Here is a 14,195-nt window from a genome sequence, read left to right as displayed (position 1 = left end):
AGGCTCCGGCTGCCGCTTTTCGCGAGACTGCTAACGTCCCTCACCACCAAGCCGTCAGCGGTGGCGGTTCGCCCAGCGGATCATGAAATGGATCGACCGCGGGGAAGAGGCCTTTACGCTTAATCTCTTCGGCTAATCCCGCGGGACCAAGCAACCGGTCAAGTTCTTGGAGGCGTTCGCGAACCCAATTCGAAAAGCGCACAAGTCCCTCATCGGCCTCGGCATCAGCTAATCGAGACAAGCATTGCCGCAGATGAGAAGCTTCGTTTTGCTGTTCGATAACGAGCTGAAGAAAGCTTTGGCGGTTCTTGTCCCGCTCCTTGCGTTTCTTGGAGAGATCGTGACGTGCAACTAGTGCCTGATGCAAGCGCTCCTTTTCTTCACGTTCTTCTCGCCGCACCTTCTGCAGAGCAAGAAATGCTTTAAGGCCGGCCGCGATATCGTTGAGCATGCTTTCAAGCGTTTGTGTTTTGCCGTCGCCCCATGAGCGTCGGATTGGATCCCAATATCCTTCGATCTTGAATACCAGTTGTCCCGTATAAACCGTGTCGTGATCTGGATAGGCACGTGTGAATAGATTTTCGTCGCCGAAAGTGCTTCGGTTGGGATCGCGAAAGTATTGATCGCGCCTTCGGATACGCCGTTCCTCGGCTGCAATTTCCGCAGCGCTAGGCTCATGTTTCTCGCGCTTTGTTCGTTCGATAACAACAAATGTCGCGTGATCTTTCTCCTGGGTGATCCGCATGGCCTCGCCAGTTGCTTCAGGATTAAAGCCATCTTTATCGAGAAGTTTAAAAAGAGCGTCGACGAATAGCGTAACGCGCTGGACACTTTCGGGCCCAACTATGACGCCACACAGCCCTTCACCGACCGCATGAACGGCCCCGTCGGGCTCGCATTTTCTCGCTCGTAAAATTTTCCAAGTGGCGCGAAGCGTAGGATGCAAATTGTCGAAGTCTGCATTGATTACTGGTGGAGTTGCATCCTTGATCTTCTTTTCGGCTTTGGACTTCGCTAGGATTTCACGAGCCGGTTCTGGAAGTCCGGTCATTGCTCCGGAAATTTTAATTTTAGCAGGGATCCGGCCGACCGGCTTTAGAAGCGGCGGCCGGCGAACCTTTTGGCCCGCTTCAACTCTCGCCCAGTAGCCGCGAGGCGGGGTCGGAATTTCATTACGGGTGCAGACCTTCGAGAGGCCGACATCCGAGATGCCAAGCTCTTCGGCAAGCTTCTGCATCGGCTTGGACCAGACGAGCTCGTATAGCTCGGCGCGGGTGAAGTATTGCTCTTTCATCGTCATGAAACTCTGTTGGCACTTTCGCCATTCACTTGGGGGACACAACCGCCAAAGCGAATCAGCTAAGTTATCCGCCTTCCGTGCACAGCTTGCCCACACGTTGTGAAGGTCGGCCATGGTCAATTATCGAGACATCAACGCGCTCGCAAAAGATGCAAAGCGCGTCCAAAGCACAGCAAAATTCCTGTTCGCGCTAGACGCTGATTGGACGGACTGGGAACTCGATTTCCTGGAGACCATGATGCGGTGCTCAAGCGATCTGAGTACCAGACAGGCAGAAAAACTGGCGAAGCTTCGTGATGACGCGACCCGTTACACTTCGGCGAGCGGTTTCGTGTTCTCAACGGTGATAGAGAGATGCTGGCGCGACCGTTTCGACCTCGAGACCGATGAAGATTTGGAATTCATCGAGCGACTCAAGAGTCGAGGAGAGGTAGCTTTGCGTCGAGGCGATGCTTATCGATTGAGGCAATGCGCGGTAACGCTTGGCGAGATCGAGCCACATCAACCATGGGTACTCACATCTCGTACCTATTGACGAGCCAACTCGGATATATGTGACTTCGCCCGTCAAAGGCCTACTTCACGACTGGCAGCTCCAGCGCGCAGTCCTGGGGGTTTGAGACGCCCGTGACACACTGACAATGCCTTAAAGCGATGCGAGTCTGACCGGCCGAAAAATGCCGACAGAGATAAATGAGGCTCGAAGCCCGAAAATATTTCCAGAGACGCGGCCTGCTGCGCGATAACCTAAAATGCGGGTCGATAAGGCGCCGATTTTGCGACGAAATTCCGTTCGCGGAAATCTGGTAATATGCAGTGATATCAATGACTTAGTCGCTGGCTGTGCTGGCAGTCTACGGCGAACTAGTCTCTAGGTGGATTTTCCGTGTTCACCCCAGAAAAACACGGAAAATGCGCAAAAATACACGGATTGGGCGCGGTTGATCGCTTTAAACGCCAGATACAATAGGGCTTTCGCGGATTTGCCGATCAATCCAAAACACGGAATCCTGGGTGGTGAAGCACGGATGCCAGTACGGGGATCACGGTTACGGTCCGGCGTCGCTTGAGGCCGGGCCAAGCTATGTTCGAGGACGTTGAGGGCGGCTTAGTTAGGGGGGGCGCCGTCACGGGTTGAACTCACGACGGCTTTCGGTTCATGTCCTTCACGGACTTCGGTCGAGAACGCAGGTGAAGAGCACGTTGGTCTCGGAGCAGGAACGCGTGCGCAAGCTCGAGAATGTTGAGAAATTGAAGAGCGATGAATTAATGGACGTCGCGCACCACCTGCGGCAGGTGTTCGATGATAGACCAGACGAGTTTCTTACGATCGCGAAGCAACTCGGCATCGCCAGGCGCAAGGCATATTATTATGTCGAGATCGATCGGGCCTTCACCGAGCTCAAGGTGGATAGCCGTCGCTTGAACCGAATCGGCTGGACCAAGCTGCGTCTCATCTCGCCACATATTAACGTTCGCAACTGCGAGCGGCTCCTGAAGCTCGCCGAGGAAAATTCGACCTACGGTCTTGCCCGTCTCGTGAACAATGACGGGGTAGATCCAGGTGCCAAGGTGCATGCCGTGCTCCTTCATCTAACGCCGGAGCAATACGACGTCTTCCGGGACGTCCTAGAGGCTCACGGTGCCAAAGCTACCGGCGGTGGCCTCTCCGAGAAGGAGCAAGCTCTGACCAAGGCGCTCAGGAAACTTAGAAAGCGATAGGCCGAGCAGCAGTTGACATCGATGGCTCGATTGTGCAATTAAAGTGCACGGACGAGGGTCGGCGCACCTTTTGGCGTGTGCTGATCAGCGAGATCGGACATGGCACGTCGGCTCTCACCCAACTGAATATAGCACTTGGCTGGTCGGAGTGTGAACTTAAAGTGCGCTATGTCGGTTTTTCGAACCGCGATAGCGGTCGGTCATCTCACTTCGGAGCGTATTAGCGTTAAGCATGTCGGCCAGAGAGACGATCAACTCACGAGCTTTGAAAAAGCAACTTCAGACGGCGAGTAAGAATCGTCGTTCGAACAACCATGACGAGACGCGGATCACCGCCGCGCTCCATGGCCACGGTCGCAATGATCCGCAACCGGCGCTCACAACTGTCTTTAAGCCTATCAACTCGCTCCGTCCGTCGGCGAATAGGACACGAGAGACGACAGCCCAGCTCCTCGAAAGCGTGATCCGATCTATCATGAAGTTTGGGATGGTGCTGCCGATCCTGATCGACAAGAACGGCACCATCATTGCCGGGCACGTCCTGTGGGAAGCGGCGGTCCGGCTCGGCCTCGAGACAATCGAATGCCGGGTCGTCGACCATCTCAACCCGATTGAGCTGGAGGCCCTCAGTCTCGCGCTCAACCGCATCGGCGAGATCGGCAAATACAACCTCGATAAGCTGCGCGACCGGATGATCACAATCGAGTCCCACGGGATCGAGCTGATCTCAACTGGTTTCACCTTACCCGAAATCGATCAAATCAAGCTCGAACCTCTTCCGATCGTACCCAATCTTGGGGATGACGAAGACGCGGATAAAACCGTCGCTGTTCCGACGAGCAGGGCCGGCGACCTATTCCGTCTTGGCCGCCATCAGCTCCTCTGCGGTGATGCTCTTGATGAAGCATCATACCAGCGTGTGCTCAGCGGTAGCGCGGCTCACGCGGCCTTCTCCGATCCGCCTTACAACTGCAAGATTGAAGGTTTCGTCGGAGGTCTTGGCAAGCACAAGCACGAAGACTTCGTCATGTTTGCGGGGAAGGAAAGCGAAGCCGAGTTCCGCCAGTTCTTGCAAATGTACCTCAGTCTTTGCCGGGCTTCCTTATTGCCCGGCGCGGTTCTGTTCGCCTGCATGGATTGGCGTCAGATCGACCTTTTGCTTCAGGCCGGACGCCATGCCGGCCTGGATCGGATCAATGTCGCGGTATGGAACAAGGGATCGGGCGGCATGGGAGGGCTGTATCGGTCGGCCCATGAACTCATTGCTGTATTTTGTAACGGGAAGTCGCCGACCACAAATAACGTCGCGTTAGGCGTTTTCGGCCGAGATCGCACAAATATTTGGTGCTATCCGGGCAGCAACCGGCGGGGGTCGTCTGCTGCCCAGGCACTTGCCGATCATCCAACGCCGAAACCTGTCGAACTTGTCGTTGATGCGATTCTCGACGTGACCCATGCCGGTGATGTGGTGCTCGATCCGTTTTCGGGGTCGGGCACGACGATCATCGCCTGCGAGCATTGTGACCGCGAGGCCCGCGGGATCGAGCTCGATCCTAAGTATGTTGATCGCGCCATCCAGCGCTGGGAACGGCTGACGGGAGATCGCGCCGTCCACGTGGATACAGGTCTGACCTTCTCCGAACTCGTTGAACAGCGCATCGCTGAAGAGGCGGAGGGCAACAATGGCTGAGGAGAAGAAGTCACCAAAGTCCTCGAAGTGGGGCAAGGGCAAAACGGACCCTGAGACCTGGTGGAAAAAGGGAGGCCCGTCTCCCAACTCGAAGGGTCGACCCAAGGGCTCGAAAAACCAGAAGACGCTGTACAAGGAAGCATTCGGAGTCAAGGTCACCGCCACCATAGACGGAAAACAGAAGACCATGTCCAAGAAGGAGCTGGCTTACCACCAGCTGGCCCAGAAATCCGCAGGCGGGGATCTGAAGGCATTTCAGATTCAGAAGGAGCTCGACGAGCGATACGACCCGCCAGAAGCAGCTCCGCCAATGCCAGAAGAGTCCGCCGCGGATTTTGCGACGCTCGAGGCATGGATCGAGCTTCGCGAGAAATTTCACGTCTTCAAGAAAAAGGATGAATCCGATGGCTGACCCGTTGGAGCTACGAAGGATCGTCGATGACTTGTGCCGTCGCGAGTTTGGTTCCTTCGCTATTCGTGCCTTTCCGGTGCTGGAAGGAGGGATGCTCGAGATGTCTCGTCACATCAGCATCATCTCCCGGCTGCTCGAGAAGGTGTATGACGGCGAAGTCCGGCGCGCGCTCGTTTGCATCCCACCACGCTATCTGAAGACTTATTTGATTTCGATCGCATACACAGCTTGGCTGCTCGGCAGGAACCCAAAGACACGCATAGTTTGTGCATCTTATGCAGCCTCGCTCGCAGAGAAGTTCAGCGCAGACACATTGAAGCTCATGCGGTCTGCTTTTTATCGGCGACTGTTTCCAGGGACAATTCTGGATCCCAAGCAACAGAACAAGATCGAGATCGGAACGACTGCAGGGGGATACCGGTTGGCAACGTCGGTCGGAGGTACGGTGACTGGGCGCGGCGCGCATTTTTTTATCGTCGACGATTTGCTCAAGGCCAGCGAGGCGCATTCACCGACGGCACGCGAGAGCTGTATCCACTGGTTCAACTCAACGATTCATAGCCGTTTTGATCACCCAAAGAAGGGCAGGGTCATTGTTGTCGGACAGAGATTGCACGCCGAGGATCTGCCAGGCCATCTCATCGCGAAAGGGGGCTGGGAAGAACTGATACTGCCAGCCATATTCCCCAAAAAACAGATTTACGACATTGTCGCTGGTGGGGACAAGATTTGGATTGGGGAGGGATCCATACTTCAGTGGTCACGGCATAACACGGCGGATCTCAAACAGCTGAAAATAGACATGGGCGAACATGATTTCGAGGCCCAGTACAATCAGCGTCCGCTGCCGCCGGGCGGTTATATCTTCAAGAACGCCTGGGTGAAACGCTATCAAAAAGCCCCTAGTGCAGCGAAAGTCGAGGCGGTGATTCAATCGTGGGATACCGCCTATCAAGGCGATGAAACCAACTCCTACACGGTCTGCACAACCTGGGCGAAGTGCCCGGATGGGTATTATCTGCTGGACGTATGGCGCGACCGGCCCAACTTCGTAGATCTCGTTAATCAGGTCAAAGTCCAGAAAGCGAAATGGAACGCCAAGCTGGTCATTGTCGAGAGAAAGGCTAGCGGCATCAGTCTCATCGAATACTTCACCAAATCGGGTTACGAACCGTGGCTACTTTGGCGCGATCCTGAAAAAGGCAAGGTCGAACGCGCACAGGAGCAGACGGTCAAGTTTGAGCAAGGCCACGTCTGGCTACCTGTCGAAGCTCCTTGGCTAGCGGCCTATGAAGCCGAGATCTTCCAATTCGCTCAATGCAAGTTTGATGATCAAGTTGACTCAACCGTACAATTTCTCAGCTCTACGGATTTGGCAGTCTTTCGTAGCCGGCTTCGGTCCCTGGTCTGACAGCCATCGTTCGCTTAGTTGCACGGCCGCCATTGGTCGAAGACGACCCTCCACTTCTGTCGCGAAGTAGACATTCGTGCCGGAAGTTAGCGGCCTCGTAAACTCAATCGGGCCGCCTTGTTTCATTGATGCGGGATTCAGCGCGCTATGGTTGCTAAAAGCCCTCCGGACATTCCAAGTAGCGCCGAGCTTCTGCGGTATATGGAGGAAATGGCAGCTTATCTTCCGGTTTTGCAAAGTCCTGATTTTTGGCCGGGCGAGTTCAGACCAGCGCAGAAGACAGAAACCGGATCCATCATCATGCCTTACGCGGTTCTCGGCGACATCGCAGATGCATTTGTCAGCGCCGCCTATGATCGGGGGTGGGTACAGTGCGGCTTCGATTGGGCATCGTGGGCTCATTCGGATGAAGCACAGAAGTTATGCAACGATCCCTCTGCACTCGCGCAAGCTGAGCCATTGCAGCTCGTGTACCTGATCACAGTCGTGTGCCGGCAGGATCGCTTTCGAGACGGCACATTGCTCAGTGCATTTAAGTCGTTCCTGATCCTCGGCATCGTACGCCGGGCAGCGGCCATTGTGGAGGATGAGAGATGCCGATTACAAAGTTGAGCGATTGACCTTACACCCCCAAAGCATTCGATTTGTTTTAGAGAGGAGGGGCCATTATGAATTTTGTCGCTTTGGATTTCGAGACGACAAACGCCGAACTAAGCGGCATTTGGCATGTATTCATGGAATCGACGAAACGCAGGTTCGCGGTGCACTGCGCTTCGAAGCTATTTATCCCTGCGATAGCAAACTGGCAGGCTCACAAGATGATCGTCAGCCACAGCCTCTTGAAGTCCCTCGTCACTCAGGCAGAGAACAATCAGCGTTCAACCCAACATGCCACGATCGCCCCACAACACTGAAGAGAACGATCGCGATATTGGCGAGGGGAATCTTCGACAGTAGTCTTCCATATCGATCAGCTTGCTGCAGATGCGCTTGATTGTGGTCAATATCTGAAGAATGACTTTCCGGTAAGCATCGGAGATACTTAATCGAATGCGCAGGAGTATTCGAACATGCTTATGACGAGGATTGTCTACCTCATGTTCACGCTCATCATCCTTGCGATAAATATCGCGGCACTTTGGGGCGTGTTCCGTGGCTCGGGTGAAATCGCCCCGGTCGTGCCTGCAGCGCTTATTATTAATAGCGTGTGCTGGCCCCTAGCCCTTGTAGTTGCTTACCGGGTTGGCCAGGTCACAGGTGTTGAATATTTTCGCAAGGCGCGTGGTTAAATTTGAAGCCATGCGGAAGGGTAAACCGATAGCGTCGGTTGATTTTCCGCCAACGAATCCTTTTGCAAATGATTTCAATTTTTAGGTTCAGAAGGCTTGCCTAGCGAGTACGCGGGATTGACTTAGCTCAATGCCAATAAACTGCGCGGACTGCAAATTTTGTCCGGAGTATTGCGTAGCGTATGGAGCAAGTTCATGTCGATCAATAGCGCGGACGGAAGCGAGTCATGGTTGATGGCGCCTCCTATTTTGACGGCCGCTCAGACGTTTCCGGGCGTGGCGGCGAGGTGGAGTGAACTTGGAGTGTCGGCGAACCGGCAGTATTTCCAATTCCTCAATCGTCGGATCCAAGCAGACGTCGAGTTTTTAACAAGCCTTGCCCGCGTGCGAAAGCCCGAAGAGTATTGGCAGGCATGGACGTCTTACTGGATGCGTGCGACGAACGACTATCAGTGCGAGTTTGCCGAGGTGTCGAAATACTGGCAGACGGCCGCATCGGAAGGCGCTGAGATTCTATCGACTTCTCTTGAACGAGGAGGTCAGAAGTTAGCAGCGTAGATAGCCGAGTACAGGCCGAAAGACGCTTGTGCATATGGCTTTGACTGACGGCTATTTAACTCCAACTAAGATGTGGCCAGATCTTCTCAAAGAAGATATCGCGAAGACGTGGGTGCCCGATGGGTTCGAAAATAGCTGGCTGTCGCGTCGTTGTGACTGGTATGGGTACGGTTACGGCTTTAGGTCAGACGGTGTCCGAATTCTGGTCGGGCCTGACGGCAGGAAGGTCAGGCGTGGCGCCGCTCTCTGACGCCTCTTTCTCGGGTTCGCGAATCCGGATTGGCGCTTCGGTTAGGGACTTTAATCATAAGAGTCGGCTCGCGCATTGGCGCCGCGACCAAACGGTGGTGCTTTCTGATCGTTACTCATGGTTGGCGGCAGCCGCCGCAGACGAGGCAATCAAGCAATGTGGGCTTGAGCTTCCACTAACGCATGGAGCCCGCGCAGCTTGTATTATCGGCTCGGGCGCCGGCGGTCAGATCACGGCGGAAACTGCCTGCCGCGATCGATTTATAGATGGCAAGAAAGCTGTCCACCCGTTGTTGCTTCTGCGAACGATCAGTTCGTCGGCTGCCGCGCACATCGGGATAGAGTTGGGTATAAAAGGTCCAACTTTTTCAATTTGTAGTGCAGGAGCGAGCGCATCCCACGCCATAGGCGTCGGTCGTGCTCTCATTCGTGACGGCTTCGTCGACGTGGCCATCGTCGGTGGCTCCGATAGTATGCTCACTTACGGCGCGATTCTGGCATGCGATGCACTGCATTTGTTGTCGCCAGAAGGATGCTTTCCGTTCTCGCAAAATCGTAACGGAACGGTTTTGGCGGAAGGAGCCGGTGTACTGATACTCGAGTCGCAAGCGTACGCGACAGAGCGCGGTGCGAAAATCCTTGCAGAACTCTGCGGTTTCGGAATGACCTCCAACGCGACTGACATGCTACACTCGAACGATGCGAGTATGAGCGCGACTATGGACGCCGCTCTCAGCGACGCCGAGCTCGGGCCAGAGAATATTGATTACATAAACGCCAATGGTACCGGCACCGTCTCGAATGATCAGAGCGAGACGATCGCCATCAAAAAGGTTTTTGGCAGGCACGCAAAGAACCTCGCTGTTTCTTCAACAAAGTCGATGCATGGTGAGTGCTTTGGTGCAGGAGGCGCTATCGAGGCCATAGCGTGTATCAAAGCTATGGAAACCGATGTGATGCCACCAACAATTGGACTGGCTGAAAGAGATCCAGTTTGCGACCTTGACTACGTGCCGAACGTGGGTCGCCTTCGAAAGCTGCGCCATACCATGTCGAACACATTTGCATTAGGAGGGTTGAATGCGGTTTTGGTTTTCGGACCGCCCCCTTCAGCGGCATGAGCTCAGAGGAGAAGTCGCGCTCTTCAAATCTATCCTGAAGAGCACATAAGCATCGGGATTGGAAAGATCTTGATGGACGCGCTGAGCATCTCGGGGCAACCGCTGGGTAACGGAAACTGTGCTTTGAGACAAATCAATTTCGAGCGGGCTTCGCTCGGATCAATAAAACTTACGTGTATTGCGTGATCGGGGATGTGTCTCATGTCGAACGAAGAGAGTGCCGTTACTGCGTCGCCATTTTCGAAATTTTTTGAAAACGCGTCGACAGCAAGTCAGCATTACTCCGATTTCTTGCAGCGTCGAATGCAGTCGAATATAGATTTCGTCGGCTCTCTTTCGCGTTGTAAAACGCTCCCCGAATTTTGGAGGGCGTGGTCAGACTACGGCACTGCGTCCACAAACGACTATCAGAAAGAATTTGCCGATACCGCGAAATATTGGCAATCAGCCAACGAGGAGATCACCAAAGCTTTTGTGGGGTCTCTACAGGATGCAGGCAAAAAATTAGCTGCTTTAAAGTAATGCAGCACGATGGCTTTTGGCCTGAAGCTTCGTTAGGATGAATTGATCATCCAAGGCTCCGATCTGGAAGCCCCTCCGATGATTTTATCTCTCGCAATTAAAGATTTATTCGCCGACCGCCTGAAATTTATTGCGACGCTAGTTGGCGTCGCATTTTCGGTCATGTTGATGGCAGGCCAGACCGCCATTTTTCTCGGGGCATGCAGGGACATCACGATCATGATCGACCGATCGCGAGCTGATTTATGGATCATGCCTCAGGGATCTCCAAGCTTCGAAGAAGCTCTTCCGCTATTGACACAGTTCGAGCGGCAGAGCGCGTTGGTAACCCGCGGCGTCAAACAGGTAACTTCGCTTGTTACGTGTTTCTCCAATTGGCTGCAGCCCTCGGGCGAGTCGAATATTATTGTATTGATAGGCTCCGAGCCAGGCTCGGCGGGGCCGCAACCTTTCGATTCTCCCGTCATCGGTCAGGAGGGAGGGGCGAGTGTCGACATCGACCGAGGTTATCTTGACGTCCTTGGCGTTTCAGGGATTGGCGCGACAGCGGCCGTTGACGGCCGCCAGGTACGCATTTCCGCGTTGAGTGAAGGGATCCGTTCGTTCACCCACTCGCCTTACGTTTTTGCGAAGCCGAACCAGGCGCGCAAATTTCTGGGTCTTCCCGCTGATGCATCGACCTTCCTGCTTGTTGATATTGATAACCTCTCCAACCCTGAAGAGGTCCGCTCAAAGCTAAAGGAGCGGATGCCAGACGTGGATATACTGACGACACAGGAGTTCAGGACACGCAGCATCAATCGCTGGCTCTACCAAACTGGAGCCGGGCAAGCCTTGGTAATTGGGACAATTCTCGGTGCACTTATCGGAGCCGCGATCATTGCACAGAATATCAATATGAGCGTCGAAGACCACATCCACGAATTTGCCGTTCTTAGAGCCATCGGAGCCGCTAAAGGCTATTTGCAGTCAATAGTGTTGATTCAGGTTCTCGTTATGACCGGCATAGGCACGATCGTCGGACTCGGCACAATCCTTTGTCTGGTGCCCCTGAGTGAGAGATCCCCCTTGCTCCTCACCGTCAGCGCGTCTCAACTGACACTCGTCGTCGTGGCGACGTTGGGCATAGGGTTGCTCTCATCGATCGTCGCCCTCAATAAAGTCAGAAACGTCGACCCTGTAGACCTTCTGAAATAGCTAACAATACTCCGACCGCTACCCCTTATCTCCGGCTCGGCAAATCAATTTTGCCTGCGTGTTTACTGGCAAAATCTGAAGTGGCATCCGCATCGATATTGACTAAGCAACTCATCATTGGCGAACAAGTTGGCGGAAAGCCCAGCTGAAGCTTATGAGGCAGGTCAGACTTTAGGAGTTGAGTGCGTCGATCATCTATATCCTTATGCGATCTTGGCGACGTCGCCGATTCGTTTATCAACGCTGCTTATGATCGCGGATGGGGTACTTTTGCGGCTTCGATTGGGTCTCTTGGGGGCATCCGAACGAAGCTCAAGCGATGCATCCGTATTCGCCACGTGCGGAGTCGATACAACTATTGTACTCGAGCACAGCTTTGATCCGGCCGGATCGGTTCTCGGAACGTTGCTCGAGATATTCAAGTCGCGCTCGATCCTAGGCATAGTGCGCCGCGCAGCAGCCATCATCGATGATGAGAACATAACAAATGTGGTGAGAGTGGATGATACCCCTTCCGCTTCTTAACAACTGCCCTCATCAAGTCGTGCTCGACTGAAGGTAATCCAGGGGCTTATCAGCCTCTTATGTCAATCGGTCAGTGAACAGGACTGTGCACCGCCTTCCCTCGCTAACGTAGCAAGGAGCCATCATGCACTACAGCAGCGGAAACTATGAAGCTTTTGTTCGTCCCCGAAAGCCCGAGGGAGTCGATAAAAAGACGGTGTGGTTTGTCGGCTCAGGTCTCGCTGGGCTCGCGGGTGCGGCCTTCTTGATCCGAGATGGCGGTGTGCCGGGCGATAAGATCACCATCCTCGAAGAGTTGGAAATTCCGGGTGGCGCGCTTGACGGTCTCAAGGTGCCTGAAAAGGGTTTCGTGATCCGCGGCGGCCGTGAAATGGAGGAGCATTTCGAGTGTCTGTGGGACCTCTACCGCTCAATTCCATCCCTGGAGATTGAAGACGCCAGCGTCCTTGATGAGTTCTATCGACTGAACAAGGATGATCCGAATTACTCCCTGCAGCGCGTCACTCAGAACCAGGGACAGGATGTACCCGACAAGGCGCTGCTGACTCTCAATAAGCAGGCCCGGAGAGACTTGATCTCCATTTTCCTGGCGACGCGCGAGGAAATGGAAAACAAGCGCATCAACGAAGTTTTTAGCGAGGATTTCTTCAAGAGTAATTTCTGGCTCTATTGGCGCACCATGTTCGCCTTTGAGGAGTGGCATTCCGCGCTGGAAATGAAACTCTATCTTCATCGCTTCATCCATCACGTCGGACACCTCGCGGACTTCTCTTCCCTCAAGTTCAATCGATACAATCAATATGAATCGATGGTCCTTCCGCTCGTCAAATGGCTGCAGGATCATGGCGTCCGATTTCGGTACGGCGTCGAGGTGACGGACATCGATTTCGATATCCAGCCGGGCCGCAAGCAAGCAACCCGGATCCATTGGGTGGAAAACGGCGCGATCGGAGGCGTCGATCTCGGGCCGGACGATCTTGTGTTCATCACCAACGGATCGCTGACCGAGAATTCCGACAGCGGCGACCACCACATGCCCGCGAAAATCAAGGATGGGGCGGCGCCCGCATGGGACCTATGGCGGCGGATTGCGGCCAAGGATCCAGCCTTTGGTCGCCCGGACGTGTTTGCCGCCCACATTCCCGAGACGAAATGGGAATCGGCGACGATCACAACGCTCGACGAGCGGATACCGCGCTACATCCAAAAGATCGCCAAGCGCGATCCCTTCAGCGGCAAGGTCGTGACGGCTGGCATCGTCACCGTGAAGGATTCCAGCTGGCTCCTGAGTTGGACGGTAAGCCGACAACCGCACTTCAAGCAGCAACCGAGGCATCAGATCGTGGCCTGGTTCTACGCTCTGTTCGTCGATAAGCCGGGTGACTACGTGAAGAAGCCAATGCAGGACTGCACGGGCGAGGAAATCACTCAAGAGTGGCTCTATCACCTCGGGGTGCCGGCAGAGGAGATCCCGGAACTCGCCGCGACCGGCGCAAAGACCGTGCCGGTGATGATGCCCTACGTCACAGCCTTCTTCATGCCGCGTCAGGCGGGCGATCGGCCAGATGTTGTTCCGGAAGGGGCAGTCAATTTCGCTTTCATCGGCCAGTTCGCCGAGTCCAAGCAGCGCGACTGCGTCTTCACCACCGAATATTCCGTTCGAACTCCGATGGAAGCCGTCTACACACTCCTCAACATCGAACGGGGCGTACCGGAAGTTTTCAACTCCACCTACGACATTCGCACGCTGCTTGCCGCGATCGGCCCGCTGAGGGACGGCAAAGGAATTAGCGTCCCTGTGCCAGCGTTCCTGCGCAAGCTTCTAGTGAAGAAGCTCGATTCCACCGAAATCGGCGAACTGCTCAAGGAGTTCCATTTGATTTCGGAGTGAAGAAAAGGGCCCGTCATTGCAAGACGATCACTCGCATGGCTTGTCACTGGGCTTTCGGGGAGGTGGGGGTCCAGCAATTTTCGAGCTTGAAAAAGCGACACGTGGATCTTCATGGCCTTGCATTGCCAAATCGGAGTTTGATGGCGGCGATGAATATCGACATTGGGTATTCACTTCAAAAGTTCGGTGCACATGTTCTACGAACGGCCAATCATCGTCGGGATGTCCCTGCACGCCTCCAACAAAATAGCGGTCTAATCAGCCTTAAACATCATAGAAAATGTTGTGCCAATGATTGTGATCAAGCA

General features: G+C 54.3%; 13 protein-coding genes. 12 read left to right on the top strand and 1 reads right to left on the bottom strand.

What is annotated here, in order from left to right; translation table 11 throughout:
- Positions 1-40 precede the first annotated feature (40 nt).
- On the bottom strand, positions 41-1,300 hold the full coding sequence (locus RLW41_RS04300; RefSeq protein ID WP_414463634.1) for a hypothetical protein: 1,260 nt from the start codon (positions 1,298-1,300) through the stop codon (positions 41-43).
- Positions 1,301-1,412: 112 nt separating this feature from the next.
- On the opposite strand from RLW41_RS04300, the gene RLW41_RS04295 reads away from it, so the two are divergent.
- The 12 genes from RLW41_RS04295 (at position 1,413) to RLW41_RS04240 (ending at position 13,887) form a co-directional block, all read left to right on the top strand.
- Positions 1,413-1,835, top strand: a complete 423-nt coding sequence (locus RLW41_RS04295) for a hypothetical protein (RefSeq protein ID WP_414463633.1) — start codon at positions 1,413-1,415, stop codon at positions 1,833-1,835.
- Between the two features lie 656 nt (positions 1,836-2,491).
- Entirely contained in the window at positions 2,492-3,022 is a 531-nt protein-coding gene (locus RLW41_RS04290; RefSeq protein ID WP_414463632.1) for a hypothetical protein, read from the top strand.
- A 232-nt stretch (positions 3,023-3,254) separates the two neighbouring features.
- Entirely contained in the window at positions 3,255-4,712 is a 1,458-nt protein-coding gene (locus RLW41_RS04285; RefSeq protein WP_414463631.1) for a DNA modification methylase, read from the top strand.
- Positions 4,705-5,124 (top strand): DUF5681 domain-containing protein, encoded by a 420-nt coding sequence (locus tag RLW41_RS04280; protein ID WP_414463630.1) that lies wholly within the window; start codon positions 4,705-4,707, stop codon positions 5,122-5,124. The genes RLW41_RS04285 and RLW41_RS04280 overlap by 8 nt, the downstream gene beginning before the upstream one ends.
- On the top strand, positions 5,117-6,535 hold the full coding sequence (locus RLW41_RS04275; RefSeq protein ID WP_414463629.1) for a terminase: 1,419 nt from the start codon (positions 5,117-5,119) through the stop codon (positions 6,533-6,535). The genes RLW41_RS04280 and RLW41_RS04275 overlap by 8 nt, the downstream gene beginning before the upstream one ends.
- A 210-nt stretch (positions 6,536-6,745) precedes the next feature.
- Positions 6,746-7,147, top strand: coding sequence for a DUF6508 domain-containing protein (locus tag RLW41_RS04270; RefSeq protein ID WP_414463628.1), 402 nt, complete (start codon positions 6,746-6,748; stop codon positions 7,145-7,147).
- A 485-nt stretch (positions 7,148-7,632) separates the two neighbouring features.
- The gene (locus RLW41_RS04265) at positions 7,633-7,824 is read left to right on the top strand and encodes a hypothetical protein (protein ID WP_414463627.1); all 192 of its coding nucleotides are present in this window, start codon (positions 7,633-7,635) and stop codon (positions 7,822-7,824) included.
- Between the two features lie 195 nt (positions 7,825-8,019).
- Complete coding sequence (locus RLW41_RS04260; protein ID WP_414463626.1) at positions 8,020-8,382, top strand: phasin family protein; 363 nt, start codon at positions 8,020-8,022, stop codon at positions 8,380-8,382.
- 119 nt (positions 8,383-8,501) lie between these two features.
- The gene (locus tag RLW41_RS04255) at positions 8,502-9,752 is read left to right on the top strand and encodes a beta-ketoacyl-[acyl-carrier-protein] synthase family protein (RefSeq protein ID WP_414463625.1); all 1,251 of its coding nucleotides are present in this window, start codon (positions 8,502-8,504) and stop codon (positions 9,750-9,752) included.
- Between the two features lie 201 nt (positions 9,753-9,953).
- A complete protein-coding gene (locus RLW41_RS04250; RefSeq protein ID WP_414463624.1) occupies positions 9,954-10,274 on the top strand; it encodes a phasin family protein in 321 nt (106 codons plus the stop codon).
- Between the two features lie 78 nt (positions 10,275-10,352).
- On the top strand, positions 10,353-11,471 hold the full coding sequence (locus RLW41_RS04245; protein ID WP_414463623.1) for an ABC transporter permease: 1,119 nt from the start codon (positions 10,353-10,355) through the stop codon (positions 11,469-11,471).
- A gap of 649 nt (positions 11,472-12,120) precedes the next feature.
- Positions 12,121-13,887, top strand: a complete 1,767-nt coding sequence (locus RLW41_RS04240) for an oleate hydratase (protein WP_414463622.1) — start codon at positions 12,121-12,123, stop codon at positions 13,885-13,887.
- Positions 13,888-14,195 lie beyond the last annotated feature (308 nt).

The organism is Hyphomicrobium sp. DY-1 (assembly GCF_047497105.1).
Classification (GTDB): Bacteria; Pseudomonadota; Alphaproteobacteria; order Rhizobiales; family Hyphomicrobiaceae; genus Hyphomicrobium_B.
The sequence above is the reverse complement of the archived record's forward strand: the minus strand, read 5'-3'. Positions and strand labels throughout refer to the sequence as shown.